Origin of the sequence: Pantanalinema rosaneae CENA516 (genome assembly GCF_050753385.1) — a bacterium.
Classification (GTDB): Bacteria; Cyanobacteriota; Cyanobacteriia; order Leptolyngbyales; family Leptolyngbyaceae; genus Pantanalinema; species Pantanalinema rosaneae.
In genome coordinates this window covers 1-23114 of record NZ_JBLZFZ010000062.1, presented here as the reverse complement: position 1 = coordinate 23114, position 23114 = coordinate 1, and the positions used below count along the sequence as shown (strand labels likewise).

The window sequence follows — 23114 nt, the reverse complement described above, 5'->3', positions numbered from 1 at the left end:
ACCTACTGTTGTTGGCGTTTCAACCGCTTCAGGGTTTGATACATCTCTGGCAAGCGGCTATAGATCGCGGAGGACTTCAGATAAATCGCGTGATCCACTGCCGGATACCCTGATACGACCTGTCCGGGGTTAACGTTGCCATGCACTCCAGCTTTTGAGGACGCGATCGCGCCGTCCCCAATTTTGGCATTGTTGGCAACACCCACCTGGCCCGCTAGAATCACCCGGTTGCCGACTTCTACCCCTCCGGCTAGACCGACCTGGGAGGCAAGCGCACACCCCTGTCCAATTTGGCAACCATGTCCCACCTGAACCAGATTATCAATCTTAGTATCTCGCCCAATCCGAGTCTCACCGACTGCCGGCCGATCGACCGTCGAGTTACAGCCAATTTCCACCCGATCCTCCAGTACCACATAGCCGGACTGTTGCATCTTGTACCAGCCTTGCGGAGTCGGCACAAATCCAAACCCTTCGGCACCAATCACCGCCCCGGAGTGGATCACACAATCCGCGCCAATTTGCGTCCGTTCATGAATACTGCAATTGGCATGTAAGGTACTGCGATCGCCAATTTGCACTCCCGGATAAATCACGACATTGGGATGAATGCAGACCTGATTGCCGATCGTCACTCCGGCTTGAATCACCACATGCGCCCCGATCGCCACCTGCTCACCAATGGTTGCGGAAGGATCAATCACGGCGGTCGGGTGAATTTCTGGTACTGGACGAAACGGCTGATAAAACAACGCGATCGCTTGAGCAAACATCAACCGGGGTTCTGGCGCTGCCACCCAGGCAATGCCGCGATCGGTGGCAGCGGCTTGTAAGGTGGCATTCTGGGGCAGAATTAAAGCGCTGGCGGCTGTGGTTTGAATTTGCGCCGCAAACTTACTGCCTTCGATGTAACTGAGGGTGCCGGGAGTGGCTTGATCAACCGCAGCAATTCCCGTTAGCTCTAATTCCTGGCTGGCTTGGGACTGGAGCAGCTTGCCAGTCATGGCACTCAGTTGTTCAACAATTTGGCTAAATTTCATGCGGCAATTTGGCAGTGGATGATGAGTCTGACTGGGTACGCAGTAATCGAACCGATCCTCCCTAACCCTCCTTATGAAGAAGGGAACCGTTCGCGAAGCGTGTGCGAAGCACATACCAGCGTTTGAAGTCCCACTTGTTAAGGCTACGGTGTACACACATCTTCTCTGCAACCTCAAGAGCCTGCATTTCGCCCCCCTAGCCCCCCAATTCTGGGGGGAATTAGAACGTTTAAAGTCCCCCAGAATTGGGGGATTTAGGGGGCGAGACAGGCTTAACCATCAAACAGATAACTTGTGTGTACACGGTAGCTTTTTAAGGGATTTAGGGAGATCTCACAAGGTTGCGGCGCGTTAGGCAAGATGCAGTGTACACCGTAGATTGTGAGGCAGGAACAGTTTTATAGGGTTAAACCGCACCAGAGCCTCGATCGTCTACTTTACTCAAGAATGCGGCAGATTCAACATGAGCGGTCTGTGGAAAGAAGTCGGCAGGTTGCACCCGGTTGAGTTGATAGACTCCCGTGGCACAAAGTTGTTTCAGGTCGCGAGCCAGAGTTGCCGGATTACAACTGACGTAGACAATGCGAGGCGGTTGGATCTGGAGTAAGGCATCGATCGCGGTGGATTCACAGCCTTTCCGGGGTGGATCAAGTAAGACAATATCCGGTTCGACCTCTAAATCGAGTAATACCTGTTCTACGGCTCCCGTCAGAAAGCTAACGTTGGTTAAGCCATTTAATTCCGCATTAAATTGTGCCTGAACGATCGCCTCTGGCTGAATTTCCACCCCGATCGCTTGTTTCACCTGTTTGGCTAGTGGCAGAGTCAGCGTACCAATGCCACAGTAAGCATCCAGAATCACTTCCGAACCTTGCAGCTTTAACTGATCCAGAATTACCTGTAATAAGGCTTCACTTTGTTCGGTGTTGACCTGAAAGAAAGTGTCTGCCCGGATTTGTAATGTCAGTCCGGCAAATTCTTCCTGTAAATCCGACTGCCCAGCCACACAGTAGGTTTCCTGTCCAAAAATGGCATTGGTGCGATCGGGATTGAGATTCAGCAATACACCCACTAACCCCGGAAAGCGAGCTAACCAATCTTCTGCCTGTTCCTCAATCCCAGCTAGATTTGCGTCGGTCGCCACTAGCGTCAGCAGAATCTCCCCAGTACGGCGACCAATTCGTAAGCCGAGGTGCCGGATTTTGCCGCGATGTTTGGTTTCGTCATAAATGCCCCAATGGCGGGTCTGAATATCCTGCTTGACCTCGGCTAGTAACGGATTCAAGCGTTGATCTTGAATTGGACATTGGTTGAGATTAATCAGATCATGGCTCCCTTTCTGGTAATAGCCTGCCTGAACTTGCCCAGTCTGCGATCGCCGGACTGGATAGGTGACTTTATTGCGGTAGCCTAACGGTTCGGTCACAGGTAACAGTGGCTCAACCGGAGGCGACTGAAATCCCCCAATCCGTTCTAATGCCTGGATGACTTGATTCTGCTTAGCAAGTTGCTGGTACTGATCGCTGACATGCTGCCACTGACACCCACCGCATTTATCCGCCACAATGCAGCGCGGACGAATCCGATGGGGGGATGCTTCCAGCAGTTCGTGCAGCTTACCATAGGCATATTGAGGCTTCACCCGCACCAACCGCACCAGTGCCCGATCGCCCGTTACAGTATCCGGCACAAACACGACTCGTTGCCCATAGCGCCCCACGCCATCGCCGCGATCGCTGAGGTCTGTAATCATCACTTCCACCAGTTCTCCCTGCTGCCAGGACTCTGCGACTGGGGGTGCTGTACTGCTGTCCATATTCTTTCCTGATACCAATTCTCGATCGCTGACTGCCGATTGCCTGTACCCTATTCCCTGTACCCTACTCCCTGCCACTCCTATGGCAATTCAACCGACCGCCAAAAAGAAACGCCGCCCCAAAAATCCCTGTAATCGGTTGTTTGAACGCGCGATGGCGATCGTGGCGTTAGCCAACCTGGGATTCGTGATGTTTGACCTCACCTATGTGTCCTGGCGGAACTTCTGGTTGCAGGGGAATGTGGTGATTCCATTCATTGGCAAACAGATCCCCATTTTACCGGGAACCTATTATTCTTGCCCGGATCCCTCCCAACGTCCGAATGAACCAGCGCGGTTCGTGCAGAAATCGTTTGTCACCTGCTTATACGATCCGATTAAAGGGATTGAACCCCATCGCGATACGGAGTCTTACCTCCGCCTGGTGCGACGACTGCAACAACGGATCGGTGAAACTGGAACGCAGACCGGGCTAAGGTCGCCAGAGGTGGCGGCAACCCTGCAAGAATTGCGCCAGTTAAGTGTAGATATGGTTGCCAGCAATCCCTTTGAAGCGGTGGGCAAAAGTGGCACATTGGAGCGGATCAAAAACCAGGTGCGCGATCGCGTCTATGCCAAGACTAAGCAGGAACTCTCGGCTACCAAAGCCTTTGAACTATTTTGGTCAGAGGGCTATCTGGCAAAACATGGGTTTCAGTCCGAGGTCGGGTCGTTTAACCTGCAAGAAAATCGCTTTAGCCGGGATGGGTGGTTTAACCAAACGATCGCGCCGTTGATTGCCACCAACTATTACCGGACGATCGGGGAAAATGGCGAGTTTACCGATAACTTCTGGCTATTGGATGCTCCATTTGTGATTCTGTTCTTCCTGGAGTTTCTGGCTCGGACCTATTACCTCAGTAGCCGCTATACCAGCTTGAATTGGCTCGATGCCATGCTCTGGCGCTGGTACGATATCCCGTTATTTATCCCCTTTAGCTTATTTTTTCCACCATTGGCATTGTCACGGGTGCTGCCGACTGTATTGCGATTGAACGCGGCGGGAATGATTGATCTTGACCAAATTAATGCTCAAATGCGCCAGGGATTTGTGGCTTCGATCGCTGAAGAAATGACCGAATTAGTCATCGTACAAGTGATTAATCAGGTGCAGGGTTCGATTCGGCGCGGAGAAGTGATGCAATGGCTCCAAAGTACCAGCAATCGTCGTTACATTGACATTAATAATGTGAACGAAATCGAAGTGATTTCTAAGCAATTAATGGAATTAGTTTTATATCGTGTGTTTCCGAAAATTCAGCCTGATTTGGAAGCCCTACTGAGTCATAGTGTTATCAGTACCTTGAAGCAATTGCCTGCCTATCAAGGGCTGCAAGCCTTACCTGGGATGGCAAATTTACCGCAGCAAATCACCGATCGGGTCGTTGCTGGCTTCACCCAAACTGTGTATCAATCGGTCAAAACCTCTTTAGAAGATCCTGAACTAGCTAAACTAACGACTCGGTTAGTTCAGAACTTTAGTACCACTATGATGTCGGAAGCTCAGAGCCAAAATAACCTGCAAGAGATCCAAACGCTACTGACCGATTTATTAGAAGAAATTAAGATTAACTACGTCCAGCGATTAGCGGAAGAAGATGTGGCGTTGTTATTAGATCAAACCCGGCATTTACAACACCTATCTAAACCTGATTAATCGATCGATAATGAAAAATCGTGGCGTTGATTTACAAAAATTTTGGGATTCTGTGACCCTTTTGCCGTAAAATCCAACATTCTTTTTGAGCCCGGTCGATCGCGGCAAAGCCCTGTAAACAGGCAGCTATCAGGACGGACAGAGCGGGATTATGGCTGAAGGGTAATTCGGTTGTTTACGCAAGAACATTTTAAAACTTATTTTATAATTATTGTTTATTTAACTAAACAGAAGAACTAAAGTCGAGCTTATCTGAATGGGGATGAATACTGATATTATTTTTGAGAGCACTCCTAAAACACATTAAAGGTGAGCCAAGATTAAGCCTGCGGATTCTGGTTTTTCGGCATCTTTGAAGTTGCTTTCCCCAACCGAAGATAGGGCGAGAACTAGAGGATTCAGACGCTCTCGGAAGTCGTATCCGGGCGCTTCTGAGGCGGCTTCGATCGGGAAATTTGACGATTTTACAGGAAGGGAGATTTATGTCTTACGCGCAAACTCGCACCCAGACCAAAGCTGGGTATAAGGCTGGGGTACAGGACTACCGGCTAACCTATTACACCCCCGACTACACTCCGAAGGATACGGATATCCTGGCAGCGTTTCGGGTAACTCCTCAGCCTGGCGTTCCTTACGAAGAAGCAGCGGCGGCGGTGGCGGCTGAATCTTCCACCGGAACGTGGACTACTGTGTGGACTGACCTGCTGACCGACCTCGATCGCTACAAAGGTCGTTGCTATGACATCGAGCCAGTTCCCGGTGAAGACAACCAGTTCATTGCCTACATCGCTTATCCGCTCGACCTGTTTGAAGAAGGCTCTGTCACCAACCTGCTGACCTCCTTGGTGGGTAACGTGTTTGGTTTCAAAGCGCTGAAAGCTCTGCGTTTGGAAGACTTGCGGATTCCCGTCGCTTACCTGAAGACCTTCCAAGGTCCTCCCCACGGGATTCAAGTTGAGCGCGACAAGATCAACAAGTATGGTCGTCCTTTGCTCGGTTGTACGATCAAACCCAAGCTCGGTCTGTCCGCGAAGAACTACGGTCGTGCCGTGTATGAGTGTCTGCGGGGCGGTCTAGACTTCACCAAAGACGACGAAAACATCAACTCCCAGCCGTTCCAACGCTGGCGCGATCGCTTCCTGTTCGTCGCCGACGCGATCCACAAATCCCAGGCAGAAACGGGTGAAATCAAGGGTCACTACCTGAACGTGACGGCTCCTACTTGCGAAGAAATGCTAGAGCGGGCAAATTTCGCGAAAGAGCTGGAAATGCCCATCATCATGCATGACTTCTTGACCGCTGGTTTCACTGCCAACACTACCCTGGCGAAGTGGTGCCGCGCGAACGGAGTCCTGCTCCACATTCACCGCGCGATGCACGCTGTAATCGATCGTCAGAAAAACCACGGGATTCACTTCCGCGTTCTGGCGAAGTGCTTGCGGATGTCTGGTGGTGACCACATCCACACGGGAACCGTTGTCGGTAAGCTGGAAGGCGACAAGGCAATCACCCTCGGTTTCATCGATCTGCTACGCGAAAACTACGTCGAGCAAGACCGCTCGCGTGGGGTTTACTTCACCCAAGACTGGGCTTCTATGCCGGGTGTGATGGCGGTAGCTTCCGGTGGTATCCACGTATGGCACATGCCCGCTCTCGTGGAAATCTTCGGTGACGACTCCGTCCTTCAGTTTGGTGGTGGTACGCTGGGTCACCCCTGGGGTAATGCGCCAGGTGCAACCGCTAACCGCGTGGCTCTGGAAGCTTGCGTCCAAGCTCGGAACGAAGGTCGTGACCTGATGCGTGAAGGCGGCGACATCATCCGGGATGCGGCTCGTTGGAGTCCTGAACTGGCGGCGGCTTGCGAACTGTGGAAGGAAATCAAGTTCGAATTTGAAGCTGTTGACACCGTTTGATGACGGTTTGACGATTGCGGATTTTGGATTTTGGATTTACAACTATCCTCAATCCAGAATCCAACATCGACCCTCCCAAATTCCCAATGGATCTCAAGCAGATTGCGAAAGATACGACCAAGACGTTAGTCAGTTACATGACGTATCAAGCGTTGCGGGTTGTGATTGCTCAGTTGGATGAAACTGAACCGAAACGAGCCTATTGGCTACGCCAGTTTACTCATCGGGTCAGCATTCAAGATAGCGAAGCTTACCTGGATGCCTTATTCAAAGAGGAGCAACGGTTAGCCTTTCGGCTCTTAACGGTACGAGAACATATCGCGGAAGAGGTGGCGGATTACCTCCCAGAAATGTTGCGTACCGGAATTCAGCAAGCCAATTTGCAGCAACGCACTCAGCAATTGGAGCGCATGACGCAGGTAGATCCACAGGCTGAGTCAGCAGAAGTGGACGCGGCAGTAGAACCGCTCGATGAAGCTGAGCTTCCGTCTGAGTCGGAACCACCACCTAAAAGCGATCGCTTACCGCCCGAATCTCTTTGGTAGTCCTGGTTTCGCACTTCCCTTTTTAGTCACACCACTTCAGTTAATTACGTAGAGGACATTCATGAAGACCCTACCCAAAGAGCGTCGTTACGAAACTTTTTCTTACCTGCCTCCCCTCAGCGATGCTCAAATCGCTCGGCAAATCCAGTACACGATCGACCAGGGCTACCACCCTTGCGTTGAGTTCAACGAGTCTTCTGACGCGGAAATCTACTACTGGACGATGTGGAAGCTGCCTCTGTTCAACTGCTCTTCTCCTCAAGAAGTGCTGAACGAAGTGCAACAGTGCCGCTCTGAGTATGGCAACTGCTACATTCGCGTGGTGGCATTCGACAACGTCAAGCAGTGCCAGGTGATGAGCTTCATCGTCCACAAGCCGAACCAAGGCGGCGGCGGCTACCGCTACTAAATGGCTATCGCGACTAACTAATTCTTAGTTATCGGTGGCGTAGGGTGGGCAGCAATGCTCACCCTGATTTTTTATGATCTTGATCTTAAGCTCTGGCATTTTGCCCCCCTAGCCCCCCAATTCTGGGGGGAATTAGAACTTTCAAAGTCCCCCAGAATTGGGGGATTTAGGGGGCGAGATAGGCTTCACCATCAAACAGATAACTTGTATGTACACCGTACCAATTCTGGAGGGAACTAGCATTCAAAGTCCCTCAGAATTATGGGCTTAAAGCCCTGCGGGCATATCAGAAAAGGGGGCTGCAAAAGCTTCAAGCTTGAAAGCAATTTCTCCATGATCGCTGAAGTGAATCGGGATATCCGAATTGGTTTCTTAGGGGACTCGTTTGTGAATGGTACGGGCGATCGCACTCATCTAGGCTGGACAGGGCGAGTTTGCCAAACCTTGTCGCAACAGGGTTATCAAGTTACCCATTACAATTTGGGGATTCGGCGGGAAACGAGTACCGAGTTATTACAACGGTGGCAAGCGGAATGCGATCGCCGATTTCCAGTGGGTTGTGATAATCGATTAGTCTTTTGTTTTGGCGTGAATGATACGACTTTAGACGGTGGTAAACCGCGAGTCGAACTGCCACAGTCAATGGACAATACTCGCCAAATTCTGTGTCGCGCCAAAGAAAAATATTCTGTGTTTATGATTAGTCCAGCGGCGATTCCGGAGCCTGAGCAAAACGATCGGATTCGCCAATTGACCGAACAGCTATTGCCACTGTGTAATGAGTTAGAAATTCCGTTTTTAGATGTATTTACACCGCTGTCGCGATCGCCGGTTTGGCTACAGGAAGCCGCCGCGAATGATGGCTACCATCCGGATGCGGCAGGCTATACAGAATTTGCTCGACTGGTGCAAACATCAGCAGTTTGGCAGCGCTGGTTCCACTAAATTAACCGTTTTTTTCTACTGCAACTGAGAGTTACCGAGTGCCATGAGTTACTATATCGCGCCCCGATTTCTAGAAAAACTGGCAGTTCACATTACCAAAAACTACCTCAACCTCCCAAATGTCAAAGTGCCGTTGATTTTGGGGATTCACGGACGCAAAGGCGAAGGCAAATCCTTCCAGTGCGAACTGGTGTTTGAACGTATGGGCATTAATGTGGTGCACATGTCGGCAGGGGAGTTAGAAAGTCCGGATGCGGGTGATCCAGCCCGATTGATCCGCCTGCGTTACCGCGAAGCGGCTGAACTGGTAAAAGTGCGCGGCAAGATGGCAGTGTTGATGATCAATGACATTGATGCCGGAGCCGGACGGGTGGATCAGTACACGCAGTACACGGTCAATACGCAGTTAGTTAATGGCACGTTAATGAACATTGCCGACAATCCGACTAACGTGCAGCTTCCCGGAGCCTATGACTCTGAACCGATTCAACGGATTCCGATCATCGTCACGGGCAACGATTTCTCGACGCTATACCAACCCTTAATTCGGGATGGTCGGATGGAGAAGTTTTACTGGGAGCCAAACCGCGACGATCGCATTGGCATTGTGGCGGGCATTTTCCAGGTCGATCGCATTGCTCACGGAGATATTGAACAATTAGTTGATGCCTTTCCCCAGCAATCGATCGACTTTTTTGGCGCGGTGCGATCGCGGTTATATGACGAACAGGTGCAGCAATTGATCCAAAAGGTGGGAATAGAACGGATTTCCTCCCGAGTTGTGAATAGTGCCGAAGCCCCGCCAGAATTCCAAAGACCAAACTTTAGCCTGCCCCATTTGATCGAAGTCGGTCAGCAGATGGTACAGGAACAAAAACGAGTGCAGGAAATGCGGTTGGCAGAGGAATATAACAAGTCGCTGTACTTTAATCGCAAATTAGGCGACACCAGCGATCGGTCTGCCCCATCCTCCAGTCCCTCAAACGATCCGCAATTCTTCCGCAGCTACTCCGGCAATGGACAATCCGGGAACGGACAACCATCCCATCCCGCTTCGCCGCCATCCACCAGCTACGCCGGACAACCTTCTAGTAATCGACTTACACCCGAGGTCATGACTGAAGTTAACCGGATTTTAAGTCAGGGACATCGGTTAGGCATTGAGTATGTAGACGATCGCCGCTTCCGCACAAATTCTTGGAACTGCTACGGCAGCTATCACGGTGATGGGGCAGCCGCGATCGCGGCTCTAGAAGCTTGCTTGACGGAACATCCCAAAGACTACATCCGAATTGTGGGAATTCAGTCGGGCGATCGCCGCCGGATCAGCGAAACCATCATTCAACGACCACTAGCAGCTAAAGCTTGAGTAAAAGCAGAGAGGACGGGAGCTTGCAGGAAGAAGATCAGCTTTCGCCTCCTATCTGCGATCGTAATTTGGGCTACGATCGCGATTTCAACCTGTGAATTGCGAATACGGTTGCTAGGCAGAAGGCGTGGAACTTTGCCCCGAGCGACCTGGAAAATCTGATTGAGGAACTTGATTTCTTAGGACAGCAATAAACGGCAGGTCTGCTTCTGCTGCTCAGGTAATCTCGTTAGACGAGTTGAGAAATACGATAATGGAAAAACCCTCTCGGCTATAAAGACAAACCGCTATGCAGTATCAAGTCTTTGTCCAAAGTCAATCAGACCAGCAGTTTATTGCTTCTATAGTAGGGATTCCCAACTGTATTGTGGAAGGAAATTCCCGAGAAGAGGCGATCGTCAAAGCCAAAACCATCTTGGAAGAGAAGTTAGCTCACGGTGAAATCGTCACAATCGAGATTGGTTCCCAAACTATTAACCCAGCAATTGACCCTTGGCTCAAGCATCTTGGCGTTTTTGAGCATGACCCAACCTTTAACAATTTTCTGGAAGAAGTAGCCGCATACCGTCAACAGGTTGATGGAGATCATGCACCATTTAGAGAGTATCCAAAATAAGTAAAATCAGCAAAAACCAGATCTTTTCAACACATCGTTAGTAGTGATTAACTCACCTTCAGCACCTCTACTCATTTTGAAGTTTGATATGTCTTGAAGCCCTGAAAACATAATCGGTCTAGCCCTTAACTTTTCAGTATAAAAGTTAAATGTATTCGAGTTTATGCAGAATGGAGTACCAGATATTTGCAAGTTCCCTGAGGATAATAAACAGCTAGATAAAAGATGTAGCATAAAGGCTTCAAGCTCCCTACCATTCTCCTCTGAGGAATGATATATACACTGTGCTGACTCCTCATTCGGCCAAGAATCAAGAAGCTGACCATCATCTTTAACTAAGCAAATTCCTGGATCAATAACACAAATAACAGAGGGTAAGTTCCAGAAGCCGTAACCTTCTTGGAAAAGGTTAGCAATGTAACGAAGTAAAGTATCAAGGTGAACACCTCGATAAGCAAATAAATAGCTTCTTCCTCTTACCTGATGAAATGTAAAAGCTTCTTCCTCGGCAATCTTTTTGCATTGAATTATTCTATCTTCAGGTAAATTTTCAGGAGGTGTAAAATGGATTACTTTTGTATGGCAAGCAGAATTTAAAGTCTTAATTGCCCGACGAAATTCATTTTCATTAAGAAACGATTTAATTTCTATAGATGCAACAACACCTTCTGAAAAAAAACGACGTGAACCAAACAACCCACTCATTACAGGGAAATCAGAGCGGTAAAGGATGATATCTTGTGGATTACTTTCTACTGACCTACTATTTTCATCAGTACTGACAATTACCCCACGATCCACAAAGATGTTTCTAGGGAGGCTTCGGTTTAGAACAGTTTGAATAAAGTACTCTCGATCCTCGCCGAGGGTTAAAGAATCAGCAGTCTGCCCACTAAGACCTTCTGAATACTGTTTCAAGAGACTTGATAACTGAGAATAATATTTTTTTAGGTATGACATATTTCAAATTTTAAAAAATTAAATTTTATGGTCGCTTTTTTCAAGATTATCCTTGTAGATTGTATAAAAATACTGTCGTAGAAAAAAACTTAATAGAAGCTTTTTAAGAACTAGAATTTTAAGTGGTTATCTATTACATTGGATAGTTATGGAAATGTCAAGTGTTTATAGTTGTTTCTACTGCTTAAGGTACATGGTAACTCTTAATTTGTGAGTCTTTCAGCCTTTAATACTTGTATCTCATTAAGCAAGAAATGCTATATTTGTTAGCTTTATTCATGTAGTCTATCGATGTTTCTAGAAACGGAGATGAGCAGGGGGTGTAGTAATGTTTATGATTGTAATAGGAGAAACTAGTATTTCATGAATGATTTAGACCATCTTTGCGTTGAGCAATAGAAGTTGATTCAGCTTGTTTCTCCTTTGGTCTAGGGACTAATGCCATAATCAATAGCCCGATGTAGAGTGACCAACCACAGATGCGGCTCAGGATTTCAGTTAGTGCTACGGAGTTAATCGCGTTAGCAAGTAATCCTAGTAGGACAGGGGCAAACATCATCCAAAATAAGAGCCAGTAGGCTTTTCCCCTAAACCCAAGCTTGCTAATTACCCGTGACCAGGGCAATCCCCAAAGTAGATACAGAATGCCGAAGAAAAGAAAGATAGCAGCTACCTGTCCAAGTGTTTGACCTAATGCTCCTCCCAACGCCCGTGCCAGCATTTCTACAAAGTAATCGAAATTCATTTGTTAATCTCTATGTGCATAACAATAAAGCCCACCAGTTTTAATGCTTATAGGCTTTTTCTAAAGTTCCCCGTTTAAGGAGAAAAGATCGATATAGGATGCAACCACAGGGTTAGCTAGAGTCTCCGATCGCGCTCCAAATCAAGGATGACCTTCTCTAACACCCATTTGTCTGATTTTCCGGGGTAATTCGATCTGGTACGTTCAATCAGCCGGGTTGCTGTTTGTTTGTCGTGATACACCATGCCCAAGATGCGATCGTGCAACAACTGACACATTGCCTGCTGGGGATCTGCCTGGGGGACTTGAGCTTTTCTAATGGGGGTTGGTTGGCTACCGGGATAGGTAACAATTTTGTCGGCTGGAATCTTCAGTCTCTTGGGTGGTCGCCGATCGTGAATCGCTTGCACAATCCACACAATCACTAAAACGATCGCACACAGAAACAACACCCATAGCCAGGTAATAACAATGCCAAACATGGAAATACTCAAGTGATAGAAGCTGAAAGCTCACCAGTTTCTAGATTCTGGTAGGCTTTGCTTAGAGTGCCCGTTTTAGTCAATCGATCACTTTCTGAGGACGGAAGTGATGATAACCGAGTGACTGAAGAATGAGCAGGGAGAGAAGTCGCGATCGCCTACCTAAACCAAATTGGTGAAGCCATAGCAGAGCGATCGCATCACCAATTTCAAATAAATAACTACTGGCAGTATGAGCGATAGCCAGTAGTTATCTACCAAAGGCGAGTAAATGGACTTTTTGGACGATTAAGATACTCGCTCAATTGGTTAGACTCCTGGTTAGATTTATCTGGAAAGAACGTTAGTAACTCAAGATATTGATCTGTTTGCCTCAAGGTAGCACTACCATCAGATTTTGTTGTCTTTAGCATGACAGGATACATCCGATGCCATATTCGCCCAATTCGTGTTGGATTCTGTCTATTGCCCGTAAATCCCGCTACGATAGTACCCTTTAAACGTTTGGTCGGTACAAATTGCCGCCCTCGTTGGACTTCGTCGTAGCCTCTGTGAAACCAATGAATTGCGAGGCTATCACCCTCATCGTCTGCAACTCGCCCCCAAACCTGGGCGCGATCGCGGCACCACGTCTCACGCCACTCAGCCGGATGATTAGTATTTGGCTCAAAATTCCACTTTTGCATCCAGGACCTGGCAACCTCCAACACTCGATCAATGAATTGACCGACCTGTTGTAACTGCCTGGCAGGATCATTGCTTGAAAAAATGGCTCTTTGCCACGTCCAATGACAGCCAATCAATTTTTCATAATTATCATCAGAATAGAACTTTCGATGGTCTACTCGTCTCCAACTTTTACCAAAACCACCCAACAACATGGCAAATTGCATTAAATGACTAACTAATTTTTTTAGAGCCTGTTCCCTTTCCGTTTCGAGTGGTTGCGTCAAAAGCCAGGAGAGTTCTCCTTTAATGGTGTAGTAAGGCATTTCATAACGACCGTATCTTTCCGAGCTAAAGGGTTGAGTCTCCCGAAAACCCAGATTGAGCAATCCCCAGGTTGCCCCATCCTGGATTCCTCCAAACAATTGATTGACAAGGAGTTCAGCAGTATCGGCATCACTTAACCCACCGAAAATTCTCAAGGCATGACCTCGCAAAGCCGCACGAAAAATATTAGGACGGAATTCCGGTGTTCTGTCTATCAGCGTAGATGCTACACCCTGCCCTTTAAGGTTTACTCGATAAAGAGATGATCCGGACTGGATGTCCGGTTTGCCGTATCCCGCAGAGACACGACAGCCAATTCCACTCGAAAGGGCTGTTTGCCAAATTTGCCAAATCTCTTTCCATTCCGCCTCGTCTAAATCAATTGCACTAGAGACACCAAATCTTAACTCTGGTTGATGTAAGGAAATTTGAACAAAGGCACCTCCATCTTTCTGGCTAGTGTCTAGATTTTTAACTTGCCATCCTTGTTGAGGATGGGCTAAGTCAATTAAATTGTTCATCCAGTCAGCACTCGTAGGATAGCCTCCATGAAATCGCAAAATACCGGGGGACAGAGAAACTCGGTCGCCACAGTAATAGGCAACACGATCGGGAAAAAGTTGTTGACAAGCCTGCCTGAACGCTCCTTTCATACTGCTACCAGGGTAGAAAGGAATCCCTCTAGCCCCAATTACCGGACGAATAATGCTCTCGTCTTGCCCTGCATTAGTGACAAACCGCCAGGATATGGAGTAGGTTTTGGTTTGAACGTCTTCGCCAAAATCAGGCGAGTCTGGATCAGCTTTGTCGATCCACTCATCAATCCATAACTCTGCATCCGATTTCTGCTCCTTCGTAACTCGCTGAAGTTGGCAACGCCCCTCAATCTGCGCCCGAAACATCATTGGGACTTTATTAACAGCATCAAGAAGAGTCATTTTTAGCTAAAGCCCGCTTACAACATTAACCAACCAAATACTTGTTCTACTGTCAAAGCAAGTTCAATACCATTTAGAACTGGCAATACGGTATCGCCTCTCAGCAATCGCACTCGTTGTTCTGGCAACACGATCAAGATGCTTGCTTCAGCGGGATCGAGCAGCCAGCCTAATTCCGTTCCCTGCTCAGAGCAGTGCAAGAGGTGATCTAACACTTTGGTTTGGCTCTGGTCTGGTGATAGGATTTCGATCGCCCAGTCAGGATGGATAAAAAAGCGGTTTTCGATACGACCGGAGGCATTCACAGGAATCCGCGCCCAGCGAAAGACTGCAACATCGGGAACGATCGACTGTCCGCCAAAGGTACAACGCAGTTCAGGAAAGGCTCTAGCAATTTTTTGAGGGCGAGCCGCTTGGTTAATCCGCTCACAAAGATCTCCTTGAAGTGCACTATGTTCTCCTTGGGGCATGGGCTTTTGGATGATTTTCTGGCGGATGAATTCTGACGCTGGTTTGGTTTCTGGCAGGTCTAAGAACTTCTCTAGTGTTAGTGGCTCTGTTGCAGTACTCATGGTGAGGAATCGAAGTTTCTCTTTAGGGTAATTCAGAATTATTTATAGCGATGGGTTCACCAGACAAAGCGATCACTTAATCCTCGTCATCGATCGCCACTCCCCCTTTGTAACGTTGAGTCCACCAGACAATACAATCGCAGAGTTGAGTGAGAACAGCTAAAGATACTCGCTGATCTTCGATGGGAATTTGCCAAAGTTGCTCAGACATTGCCTGAATTGCATCGGTATTTTCAACTCTCACTGAATCGTTGGGAATTGAAACATGAGCTTGTTGCAGGACTGCAACGAGAGCATCCCAGGTTTCCTTCCAATACTGAGATTTGTTGGGTTCCTTTTGTAACCGCAAATGTTCTCCCCAAAAACGCTCCAATCCGTAAGCGACTGCCATCCGCATTTTGTAACCCTGATTCAGAGATTTTGGATCACGTTTTCTAGCTGCCAGAACCAGTCGTTGTGCTTCTTGATCTAACCCGTATGAATTCCAGCCCATTACTGATACTCTCCGCCTAAGGTGACACGACAACGACCAAACCCAATCGATTCCAGCCCACCGAAATACAATTCTTGAGCTACTTCTTCATCACCAAATGGCTGCCAACCAGGCTGCTTTAGTGCAATGGGAAACACCAAAACACTTCCTTCTGGCAAAGCCTCAACATTAAAGAAAGCTCCCCCCTTTGCTTTTTTCATATTGGGATCTTCTTTTGTCCCCAAAGCAACTCGACTCTGACGATAGAGTGCCATATCGTGAATCATGCCAATATCTTTGTTGTCTACAATCAGAAGATTTTTAGGTTCCAGCATAGTGCCAGGTGGAATCCACGGCTTCAACTCTTCTTCCTCTTTTGGATGTTCAATTTCAAGAAAACCTAAGTTAAAAAATAGAACTTTAGGCGCATTATCAATTTGTCTGCCTTGAATTGTTTTGGCGGCTGTATAGGCTAGAGGAATTTCAGGCAACTTTGTTTCTGTACCGTCCGCCTGCTTGTAAGTATGAATAACTTGTTTGTAACGTTTCAGCAGCCAGGGACAAGTAACCCAAATGATGGGTTGACCGGGGCAAAAAACGGGTAGCCAAACGAGAGACGCATACTCAAACTTCACTAATGCTTCCGTTGTGCCTCCATCTTCCTGACCTGCGACAGCTTCATGCCCATACCAGGTGTTTTCTGCACCAGCTTTACCAAGGCGCATATCGGCACGAAAGCGACCGCGAATGGAGCTACCGGGAATAATGCCGGTTTGGGTAAATTGGTCGCGGAAAATTAGATTCAGATTTCCGGTTTCTTCTCCGGCACTGGCTCCCACATGCAGTGGTGCCAGGGTTTCAATGATGCCGTAAGCTTTGTGATACATAAGCTTTGTGATGGGTAGTCGTTGAAGAATTGAGAAAATTAGTGGACGATCGCCATTTCCTGATCAGCTTCAGAAAATACACCTGGGAGTGGCAGTGCTAATCCACAGCCCCAGCGCTTAAGCGTCACTCCCTCTTTGGGAAACCAGTTAGCATCCCAGTCCTGCCAAGCAGGGAGAGGTTGTTTAAGCACATACACACTTCCAGCAGGCACAGCATAGCGTCCACGGGAGAGGAGCTTAGGCTGGTTGGGTTGATGAATGTTATGCCCTGCCTCATCTTTGCGATCGCCCAAGCGATAACGGAAAGGAATGGGACGATCGGTGAGCAAGGCTTCCACTTCCCACTCGGTTGATTGCTTCAGGTCGCTGTCAACCGTTTCCAGTTGGTGACGGGTGGCATCTCCTTTCTGGAGCAACTGCGGTTCCCGATAGGACAGCCGATTAGAACCCCAAATTGCTGGAGTAATCAAAGCAAATTGTTGACCCACAGGGCGTTCCAGTAGCTCCTGGATAGCGGAATCCAGGGAATGCGAGGTGACATCCACCATGTGCCCTTCTCCTCCAAACCGATACCAACCGTCTGGTAACTCATGGCTGGCAAGATAAACCAGGCAGACTTCAGGATGTAACTGAATCGCATTTTCTAAGAACAAGCTGCCCCGATCGCTGTCTATATACACCCGGCGCTGATCCTCTTGCAGGCGGGGATGGAGATGGGGTAGAAATTTCCAGGGAGACTTCTCGACTGTTTTGGGCTGGTTCCATTCTCGGATGGAGAGCCATGTGCCCCCTTCAAATTTGTCCGATGGAGCTTCACCCTGATCATCCAACCAGCAAAATTCCTGGGTTTTCTGATGACACTGCCAGCTTAATCTGTGTTGAATCTTATCTTCCTTAATCAGGTAGTTCCGGGGAGTGGGCACATAGAAGTTCTGTTGGTCTGATTTAATCTCACTGATTTTTGCCCAGAATGGTCCGGCAATATAGAAGTCATCCCGCTTCATCCAGGTTTCGCCATAATGGGCAGCAAACAAACCAGAAACCGTAGCAGCACTGGGCGGGAAATGCGTGCCCGATCGCCCGACTAAATTCTCAGGTGACAGAAACCGCCCGGCACTGCCGTAAAGTAACCCCAATGCTTCGATCGTGATCAAATACTCAAACTTCGCTGGTTTTTGCTCAGTGCTATTCATGCTTCAGTTTAGTAATCACGGTGTAGATAAAAGCCAACCTTTGCCAGATTGATGATCCACTCATTGAGTGCAGTTTGAATAGTTTTCCCATTCACAGAAATATTTGCCAAAACTCCTGCCTGTTTTTCTTGGCTAACGAAATCGCTACTATCCCATAAATGTTGTTCAATAACTGACCGTTGACCAGGGAAGTAAACATCAAAAAGAGCCAAAGCTACTTCTGCTTCGCCTTTCTGAAACGCATGGCGAGATTCCAGAACAGCAACATCGTTGTAGAAATGAGTCCAGTTTTGTCCATGACTACGATCGCGGTATGCTTCCATTAATCTTTCTTCTAGCAGCCACCAAGGACAAATCCATTCCAGATGGTTGCCGCTGTTAAACAAAATCCGAAATGCAATTCGGTCTTTACCATGACTCTTCGCTGCTTTTTCGGCTTCCCGGCAATGTTGCAGGACTTCTCGCTGGGGCACACTCGGACCTGCCCAGACAAACCCAACACTCGGTGTAATGGGTTTCGCTGTCCCACCAATCCCATTCCAGATTTTCGACTTAAATGTGCTGAACCAGTTGAGACACTCGATCGCAGGAATTTGCTGATCCGGGTTGTAGAGAACACCTAAAAAATCATCGCCACCGGCATAGACTACCCGCCCCTGCCCATCTGGAAGGTAGGTACGCTGGTTATCTTTGAATTCTCTTCCCCATTGGCGCATTAGTTCGCTGAATTGAGTTGTGCCTGTGTCTTCTATTTGGATGCCCTGTTGACCCAGTTGTTTCAGATAATCACTTGCACCGTCTCCATCGCCCATGAACCAGCCTGTCCAGTACACAGGTTCCGGTTGACCATTCCGTTCGGGTAGGCGATTCAGTTCTCTAAAACTTTCAACGCTTAAGTCCTGATCAATTTCCCTTGCCAGTTCTTCGATCGCGACACTTAGTTGTTGATTGACAAGACAAGGTTGTTTCGCTTTAACGGCATCACTTAATGTATCCACAACAGTACGATGGGTAATCAGCCGTTTTGTTAATTCTGGAATACTGAGTTCTTCACGCGGATCAATAAAGGGTTCACCATATCTGTCTTTGTTTTTTACGGGTAAGTTGAACCGTTTAGCAAAGGTTTCTCCTAACCTGAGGCTCAGATGTTTGTAAAAAGTACGAATTTCGTCCTGTTCGGTTTGAATACGATCTCCCTTTAACAGGTTATTCTGGTTCAGTGCGTTAATGATTCCCTGCCGTTCTAATTCTTGAGTCAATTGCTCAAAATAGGACTGGATATCCTTTTGTTGTGAATAGCCTCGTTTTGGATTGACTTCACGCCCCATCCCCGGAAAGGCAACCGCGTCTGATCCCGATAGGGTGGAGCTTTCACCCTGCCAATTCACCCCAGTCCATGCCCGCGATCGCTTGCGTTCGTTCAGTCGTTGCCGCACTTCTGTAATGCTTTCCCCAGGCTGACCCTGTGCCAGAAAAAACTCCCAGGTATGGTTTCCCCACAGTTGCCAGTTTCGATTCCAGAAGAACCGCCATCCCGCTGTGGACGGTCTCTGATTGCCGAGCTGTTCTTCAATCCAGGTCTGACAAGTCGTGACAACTAACTGCCAGGCTTCATCCAGGAATTGTTTGGCGATCGCTTCCGACTCTTTTTGCGTGGCTGCAACTTGACCTCTGACAATGATCTGATTCGGCATTCCCTGGGTCACATTTGCCAGAGCTGGAGACACAACCTGACATCCTGGAAATTGCTCAACTCCCAGGCAGATTGACCGCGCCATATAGGAAAGCAGATAAGAACTCCCATAGAGGTCACGCAGCTTACGAGATTTTTCGATAAAACCCTGAACCGGAGCAAAGGTAATTGCGGTATAGACAGACGGACTGGAATTGCTCATCCATCTCACTCCAATCGGATGACAGTTAATGACAAGAGGTTAGCAGAGGGTAAGAAGTTGAGTCTTCAAAGATGAAACTGGAGCGCATTCAGCTTCATTAGATCGCGGTAAGTATGATTGCTACTGTCATACTGGGTCAGCATAATATTCCAATAATTCTGGAGTGCAATGCCTAAAATAATTGCCAGAGCAACTGGCATAGAGTAAACCAAACGGATCTCCTCATAACTCTGTTGGGCTAAATTGAGTACCTTAAAAATTTCTCGGGAATATTGCATCCAGTCTTCATGCAATTCAATGGTGCCGATCGATTGACTTTTCATATAGATTAAGTCGCCGTATGCCTCAATGCTGGAATCTCCACTAGAGATTTTGTGCGAAGACACATCGATCGCGACCGTTACGTTTGGCTGACGTTTGGGCGGAAACTTCACCTCAAACTTCTCAAAGGCTGCCACATCTTCTTTCAGGGTTCGGTCTCGAATTTCTACAACCGGATAGTAGCTATCAGAGGTCTTACTATATTGAAAAATTCGGGCGCTATCCAGACTGAAAACCGTGCCGATCAAAATCCCGACGCTAGCTGGACCAATGTACGCCAGATTAATCACAGTATTTCGAGGCGTTTTTGTTTTCAGCTTTTCCAGGTCATAGCGAGTGATTTTCAAGAAATCTTTCAACCTCTCTGTTTCATAAATATCACCCCGGTAATTGAAGATCAAATCGGAGGGAGAAATTTGCAGGTATTGCGCTAAGTTCCGTCGATAATTTCTGAACCGTCTGTCTTGCTCAATTAAATTGAACAGAGCGTTCAGCGCGTTGTCACTATTGGCTGGATTGGAAACATTAATCACGATCGGTAGCGGAATAGCAGCATGTTTGTAGATAGACGACTTCCGCGCTTCGCTCCAGATGCCCAACCCAATAAAAAGCAACACCACCGCCAATACCACCCCATACCCTGCACCCAACTGATCTGCCACTAAGCCACCGATCGCCCCAATGATGCCAGCGGTGCCCGTAAAGGGATTACTTAGAATTGCTACCGGGTCATGTACCAGTTCCGCGATCGCCGTTTTGACCTGTCGCACAATTTGTCGTCCACCGCTCCGCTTTAGCATCGATCGTTCTCTTTTTTCTATAGGTGCTGTTCTAACATACCAATGCAAATTTTCAGCCAATTTCTCGATTTCGCTAACTTTTTGCTTGCCTGGAGTCAGGTCGAAGCCAATCAAGGTGGCGCGGGAGTCGATGGCGAGACGATCGCCCAGTTTGCCCAGAATGATCGCAATCTGAAAGCATTACACCATGCAGTCCTGCGGGGAACCTACCGTCCATTACCGTTGCGCCAGTTGTTTATTCCCAAAAAGCTGGATGGCTGGCGTGAATTGCGAGTTCCGACTGTCCGCGATCGCATTGTCCAGCAAGCTTTGCTCAATATTCTGCATCCGGTATTAGAGCCTCACTTTGAAGACTGTAGTTTTGCCTATCGTCCTGGTCGTTCCCATCTGATGGCAGTCGAGCAAGTGGCAAAATGGCGCGATCGGGGTTACGAATGGATCCTAGATGCCGATATTGTGCAGTTTTTCAACGAAATTAAGCATCCCCGTCTGTTTGCCGAAATCCAGGAACGGCTACCGGAACCGCCTTTTCTGAAACTGCTTCAAGCATGGGTTACGGTGGGAGTTCTGACTCCAGAAGGAATTATTTTTCCCGATCGGGGTGTTCCCCAGGGGGCAGTGATTTCTCCCATCCTTGCCAATGTTTACCTGGATGATCTGGATAAAACCCTGACGAAGCTGGGACATAAAGTAGTCCGGTTTGCTGATGATTTTGTCATCCTGGCACGGGCAGAGCCGCGAATTCTCCAGGCAAAGCAGGATGCCACCCAACTGCTGACCAGTATGGGCTTGCAGCTACACCCCGACAAAACCCAGATCACCACGTTTGATAAAGGGTTTCGCTTCCTGGGGCATGTTTTTGCCGGAGAGGTGGTAGTACGGGAAACCAGAAGAGAGAAGAGATCGGCAGAAAGGGGCATTCTACCTTCAGAGGATTTGCGCCTGGTTCATGCTGACCCGGTTCTGCATTCTACCCAGATGCAACGGGCAATGGTGGCAGCACTGAAGGCAAGCCATCACCCCATCCCGCCACCCTTGTTTGTGGCTTTGGGGTACAAAGTTCGGGAGCACCAGCCTGTCCCCATCCAATCTGATGAAACTGAGTGGAAACCTGATATGGCAACGCTTTACCTGATCCAGCAAGGCACTACCCTGAAACGAGAGCAGGAACGGTTCGTCATTCAGCCTCCCAAGGAGGCAGAGGTTGAGGTGCCAATTCGGGAAGTTCAACACATCCTGATCTTTGGCAATGTTCAACTCACCACAACGGTCATTTCTACCTGCCTGGAACAGCAGATCCCGGTGATTTTCCTGACCCAATTGGGTGAATACAAGGGACACCTGTGGAGTTCGGAAGCTGCCGATCTGGGGGTAGAAATGGCTCAATTTGAGCGGCAAAAGCAGATGGACTTCAAGCTGGCAGTGGCGCGGGAGATTGTTCAAGGAAAACTGTGGAATTCTAAACAGTTGCTCCTGCGGCTGAACCGCAAGCGGCAATTGCCGGAGGTGTCGGCAGGGGTGGAAGGGCTGGATCAGGATCGGGAGGCAGTCAGCCGGGCGGAGAATACCCAAACTCTGGATCAAATCCGGGGTTATGAGGGGGCGGGGGCGGCGCGATACTTTTCAGCCTTGAATCAACTGATCGCCAATCCCGGTTTTGTGTTGTCGGAACGCGTCTTTCATCCGCCCACTGACCCAATGAACTCCCTGCTTAGCTTTGCCTATACCCAGTTGTTTAACAATGTGTTTAGCCTGTTGCTGGTAGAAGGGTTGAACCCGTACCTGGGCAACTTGCATGGGGCAGAACGACCCAAGGCGGATCTGGCGTTTGATCTGATGGAGGAGTTCCGATCTCCCATTGCCGATACGCTGGTGATGAAATTGGTCAATCAGAAAATTCTCAGCCCCACGGATTTTACCTTTCCCGGTCGGGAAGGGGGAGTTTATCTGGAAGCTCCCGCCAGACGAGTTTTCCTGAAACACTTTGAACAACGGATGAGTGAAAAGATTTCTCACCCCGATGTCAAGGAACAGGTGTCCTACCGTCGAGCGATTCAATTGCAAGTTCAGCGGTATAAAAAAGCGGTGTTAGGCAATCAACCCTATGGAACTTTCCGACGGGTTATTTAAGGGAGTAGGGGAGTAGGGAAACATCCCCATCCCACTACCCTATCACCCTATCACCCCACCACCCCACCACCCCATCCTCATGCTAGTAGTCATCGTCTACGACATCCCGGATGATAAACGACGGCTGAAGCTTTCTAACTTTCTGGAAGGCTACGGACGACGGGTACAATATTCTGTCTTCGAGTGTTTTCTCAGCCTGGATGAAATGCGACAACTGTTCCAACAAATCCAGCGACGGGTTAAGCCAGAAGAGGACAGCATTCGGTTTTACTGGCTATCTCAAGAAGCGGTTTCCAGAGTTCTGGTGATTGGTAGCCCTCCCCCTGAACCACCCCCCGATGCCTACTTTATTTAACCCCTGTCTCTTATACACATCT

21 protein-coding genes are annotated in these 23114 nt (G+C 48.3%); 9 read left to right on the top strand and 12 right to left on the bottom strand.

Going from position 1 to position 23114, the window contains the following annotated elements; all coding sequences use genetic code 11:
* Positions 1 to 2 precede the first annotated feature (2 nt).
* On the bottom strand, positions 3 to 1040 hold the full coding sequence (gene lpxD, locus ACN4EK_RS26330) for a UDP-3-O-(3-hydroxymyristoyl)glucosamine N-acyltransferase (RefSeq protein WP_431661264.1): 1038 nt from the start codon (positions 1038 to 1040) through the stop codon (positions 3 to 5).
* Between the two features lie 406 nt (positions 1041 to 1446).
* Positions 1447 to 2856 carry a 23S rRNA (uracil(1939)-C(5))-methyltransferase RlmD gene (gene rlmD / locus ACN4EK_RS26325; protein WP_431661263.1) on the bottom strand — a complete coding sequence of 470 codons (1410 nt, stop codon included), beginning with the start codon at positions 2854 to 2856 and terminating at the stop codon, positions 1447 to 1449.
* A gap of 82 nt (positions 2857 to 2938) precedes the next feature.
* On the opposite strand from rlmD, the gene ACN4EK_RS26320 reads away from it, so the two are divergent.
* From ACN4EK_RS26320 to ACN4EK_RS26290, 7 genes are all read left to right on the top strand, one after another.
* The gene (locus ACN4EK_RS26320) at positions 2939 to 4552 is read left to right on the top strand and encodes a hypothetical protein (protein ID WP_431661262.1); all 1614 of its coding nucleotides are present in this window, start codon (positions 2939 to 2941) and stop codon (positions 4550 to 4552) included.
* Between the two features lie 482 nt (positions 4553 to 5034).
* A complete protein-coding gene (locus tag ACN4EK_RS26315; RefSeq protein ID WP_431661261.1) occupies positions 5035 to 6465 on the top strand; it encodes a form I ribulose bisphosphate carboxylase large subunit in 1431 nt (476 codons plus the stop codon).
* A gap of 86 nt (positions 6466 to 6551) precedes the next feature.
* Positions 6552 to 7010: a RuBisCO chaperone RbcX gene (rcbX, locus tag ACN4EK_RS26310; RefSeq protein ID WP_431661260.1), complete on the top strand. Its 459-nt coding sequence runs from the start codon at positions 6552 to 6554 to the stop codon at positions 7008 to 7010.
* Between the two features lie 61 nt (positions 7011 to 7071).
* Complete coding sequence (locus ACN4EK_RS26305; protein ID WP_431661259.1) at positions 7072 to 7419, top strand: ribulose bisphosphate carboxylase small subunit; 348 nt, start codon at positions 7072 to 7074, stop codon at positions 7417 to 7419.
* Positions 7420 to 7752: 333 nt separating this feature from the next.
* Positions 7753 to 8364 carry a GDSL-type esterase/lipase family protein gene (locus tag ACN4EK_RS26300; protein ID WP_431661258.1) on the top strand — a complete coding sequence of 204 codons (612 nt, stop codon included), beginning with the start codon at positions 7753 to 7755 and terminating at the stop codon, positions 8362 to 8364.
* Between the two features lie 43 nt (positions 8365 to 8407).
* Entirely contained in the window at positions 8408 to 9733 is a 1326-nt protein-coding gene (locus ACN4EK_RS26295; RefSeq protein WP_431661257.1) for a ribulose bisphosphate carboxylase small subunit, read from the top strand.
* Between the two features lie 289 nt (positions 9734 to 10022).
* The gene (locus tag ACN4EK_RS26290) at positions 10023 to 10349 is read left to right on the top strand and encodes a type II toxin-antitoxin system HicB family antitoxin (protein ID WP_431661256.1); all 327 of its coding nucleotides are present in this window, start codon (positions 10023 to 10025) and stop codon (positions 10347 to 10349) included.
* 6 nt (positions 10350 to 10355) lie between these two features.
* Here ACN4EK_RS26290 and ACN4EK_RS26285 read toward each other — a convergent pair whose 3' ends face one another.
* From ACN4EK_RS26285 to ACN4EK_RS26240, 10 genes are all read right to left on the bottom strand, one after another.
* Positions 10356 to 11267 (bottom strand): DUF6602 domain-containing protein, encoded by a 912-nt coding sequence (locus ACN4EK_RS26285; RefSeq protein WP_431661255.1) that lies wholly within the window; start codon positions 11265 to 11267, stop codon positions 10356 to 10358.
* A 403-nt stretch (positions 11268 to 11670) separates the two neighbouring features.
* Positions 11671 to 12054, bottom strand: coding sequence for a hypothetical protein (locus ACN4EK_RS26280; protein WP_431661254.1), 384 nt, complete (start codon positions 12052 to 12054; stop codon positions 11671 to 11673).
* 116 nt (positions 12055 to 12170) lie between these two features.
* Positions 12171 to 12536, bottom strand: a complete 366-nt coding sequence (locus tag ACN4EK_RS26275; protein WP_431661253.1) for a hypothetical protein — start codon at positions 12534 to 12536, stop codon at positions 12171 to 12173.
* A 254-nt stretch (positions 12537 to 12790) separates the two neighbouring features.
* A complete protein-coding gene (locus tag ACN4EK_RS26270; protein WP_431661252.1) occupies positions 12791 to 14050 on the bottom strand; it encodes a hypothetical protein in 1260 nt (419 codons plus the stop codon).
* 434 nt (positions 14051 to 14484) lie between these two features.
* Positions 14485 to 15039, bottom strand: a complete 555-nt coding sequence (locus ACN4EK_RS26265) for a Uma2 family endonuclease (protein WP_431661251.1) — start codon at positions 15037 to 15039, stop codon at positions 14485 to 14487.
* A gap of 76 nt (positions 15040 to 15115) precedes the next feature.
* Complete coding sequence (locus ACN4EK_RS26260; protein ID WP_431661250.1) at positions 15116 to 15532, bottom strand: hypothetical protein; 417 nt, start codon at positions 15530 to 15532, stop codon at positions 15116 to 15118.
* The gene (locus ACN4EK_RS26255; protein WP_431661249.1) at positions 15532 to 16398 is read right to left on the bottom strand and encodes an RAMP superfamily CRISPR-associated protein; all 867 of its coding nucleotides are present in this window, start codon (positions 16396 to 16398) and stop codon (positions 15532 to 15534) included. Before ACN4EK_RS26255 ends, ACN4EK_RS26260 begins: the two co-directional genes overlap by 1 nt.
* A gap of 38 nt (positions 16399 to 16436) precedes the next feature.
* On the bottom strand, positions 16437 to 17591 hold the full coding sequence (locus ACN4EK_RS26250) for a type III-B CRISPR module-associated Cmr3 family protein (RefSeq protein ID WP_431661248.1): 1155 nt from the start codon (positions 17589 to 17591) through the stop codon (positions 16437 to 16439).
* An 8-nt stretch (positions 17592 to 17599) separates the two neighbouring features.
* The gene (locus ACN4EK_RS26245) at positions 17600 to 19486 is read right to left on the bottom strand and encodes a Cas10/Cmr2 second palm domain-containing protein (protein ID WP_431661247.1); all 1887 of its coding nucleotides are present in this window, start codon (positions 19484 to 19486) and stop codon (positions 17600 to 17602) included.
* A 65-nt stretch (positions 19487 to 19551) separates the two neighbouring features.
* Positions 19552 to 20607, bottom strand: a complete 1056-nt coding sequence (locus tag ACN4EK_RS26240; protein WP_431661246.1) for an SAVED domain-containing protein — start codon at positions 20605 to 20607, stop codon at positions 19552 to 19554.
* A 42-nt stretch (positions 20608 to 20649) separates the two neighbouring features.
* On the opposite strand from ACN4EK_RS26240, the gene cas1 reads away from it, so the two are divergent.
* Positions 20650 to 22737, top strand: coding sequence for a CRISPR-associated endonuclease Cas1 (cas1, locus tag ACN4EK_RS26235; protein WP_431661245.1), 2088 nt, complete (start codon positions 20650 to 20652; stop codon positions 22735 to 22737).
* Between the two features lie 79 nt (positions 22738 to 22816).
* Positions 22817 to 23092, top strand: coding sequence for a CRISPR-associated endonuclease Cas2 (gene cas2 / locus ACN4EK_RS26230; RefSeq protein WP_431661244.1), 276 nt, complete (start codon positions 22817 to 22819; stop codon positions 23090 to 23092).
* Positions 23093 to 23114: the final 22 nt, after the last annotated feature.

Bases quoted from the DNA above. Each gene is read 5' to 3' on its own strand.
- ACN4EK_RS26265 (WP_431661251.1), bottom strand. From the start codon at position 15,039: ATGAGTACTGCAACAGAGCCACTAACACTAGAGAAGTTCTTAGACCTG.
- ACN4EK_RS26300 (WP_431661258.1), top strand. From the start codon at position 7,753: ATGATCGCTGAAGTGAATCGGGATATCCGAATTGGTTTCTTAGGGGAC.
- rlmD (WP_431661263.1), bottom strand. From the start codon at position 2,856: ATGGACAGCAGTACAGCACCCCCAGTCGCAGAGTCCTGGCAGCAGGGA.
- lpxD (WP_431661264.1), bottom strand. From the start codon at position 1,040: ATGAAATTTAGCCAAATTGTTGAACAACTGAGTGCCATGACTGGCAAG.
- ACN4EK_RS26305 (WP_431661259.1), top strand. From the start codon at position 7,072: ATGAAGACCCTACCCAAAGAGCGTCGTTACGAAACTTTTTCTTACCTG.
- cas2 (WP_431661244.1), top strand. From the start codon at position 22,817: ATGCTAGTAGTCATCGTCTACGACATCCCGGATGATAAACGACGGCTG.
- ACN4EK_RS26320 (WP_431661262.1), top strand. From the start codon at position 2,939: ATGGCAATTCAACCGACCGCCAAAAAGAAACGCCGCCCCAAAAATCCC.
- cas1 (WP_431661245.1), top strand. From the start codon at position 20,650: ATGCAAATTTTCAGCCAATTTCTCGATTTCGCTAACTTTTTGCTTGCC.
- ACN4EK_RS26280 (WP_431661254.1), bottom strand. From the start codon at position 12,054: ATGAATTTCGATTACTTTGTAGAAATGCTGGCACGGGCGTTGGGAGGA.
- ACN4EK_RS26290 (WP_431661256.1), top strand. From the start codon at position 10,023: ATGCAGTATCAAGTCTTTGTCCAAAGTCAATCAGACCAGCAGTTTATT.
- ACN4EK_RS26240 (WP_431661246.1), bottom strand. From the start codon at position 20,607: ATGCTAAAGCGGAGCGGTGGACGACAAATTGTGCGACAGGTCAAAACG.
- ACN4EK_RS26275 (WP_431661253.1), bottom strand. From the start codon at position 12,536: ATGTTTGGCATTGTTATTACCTGGCTATGGGTGTTGTTTCTGTGTGCG.
- ACN4EK_RS26295 (WP_431661257.1), top strand. From the start codon at position 8,408: ATGAGTTACTATATCGCGCCCCGATTTCTAGAAAAACTGGCAGTTCAC.
- ACN4EK_RS26250 (WP_431661248.1), bottom strand. From the start codon at position 17,591: ATGAATAGCACTGAGCAAAAACCAGCGAAGTTTGAGTATTTGATCACG.
- ACN4EK_RS26255 (WP_431661249.1), bottom strand. From the start codon at position 16,398: ATGTATCACAAAGCTTACGGCATCATTGAAACCCTGGCACCACTGCAT.
- ACN4EK_RS26260 (WP_431661250.1), bottom strand. From the start codon at position 15,532: ATGGGCTGGAATTCATACGGGTTAGATCAAGAAGCACAACGACTGGTT.
- ACN4EK_RS26315 (WP_431661261.1), top strand. From the start codon at position 5,035: ATGTCTTACGCGCAAACTCGCACCCAGACCAAAGCTGGGTATAAGGCT.
- ACN4EK_RS26270 (WP_431661252.1), bottom strand. From the start codon at position 14,050: ATGAACAATTTAATTGACTTAGCCCATCCTCAACAAGGATGGCAAGTT.
- ACN4EK_RS26245 (WP_431661247.1), bottom strand. From the start codon at position 19,486: ATGAGCAATTCCAGTCCGTCTGTCTATACCGCAATTACCTTTGCTCCG.
- rcbX (WP_431661260.1), top strand. From the start codon at position 6,552: ATGGATCTCAAGCAGATTGCGAAAGATACGACCAAGACGTTAGTCAGT.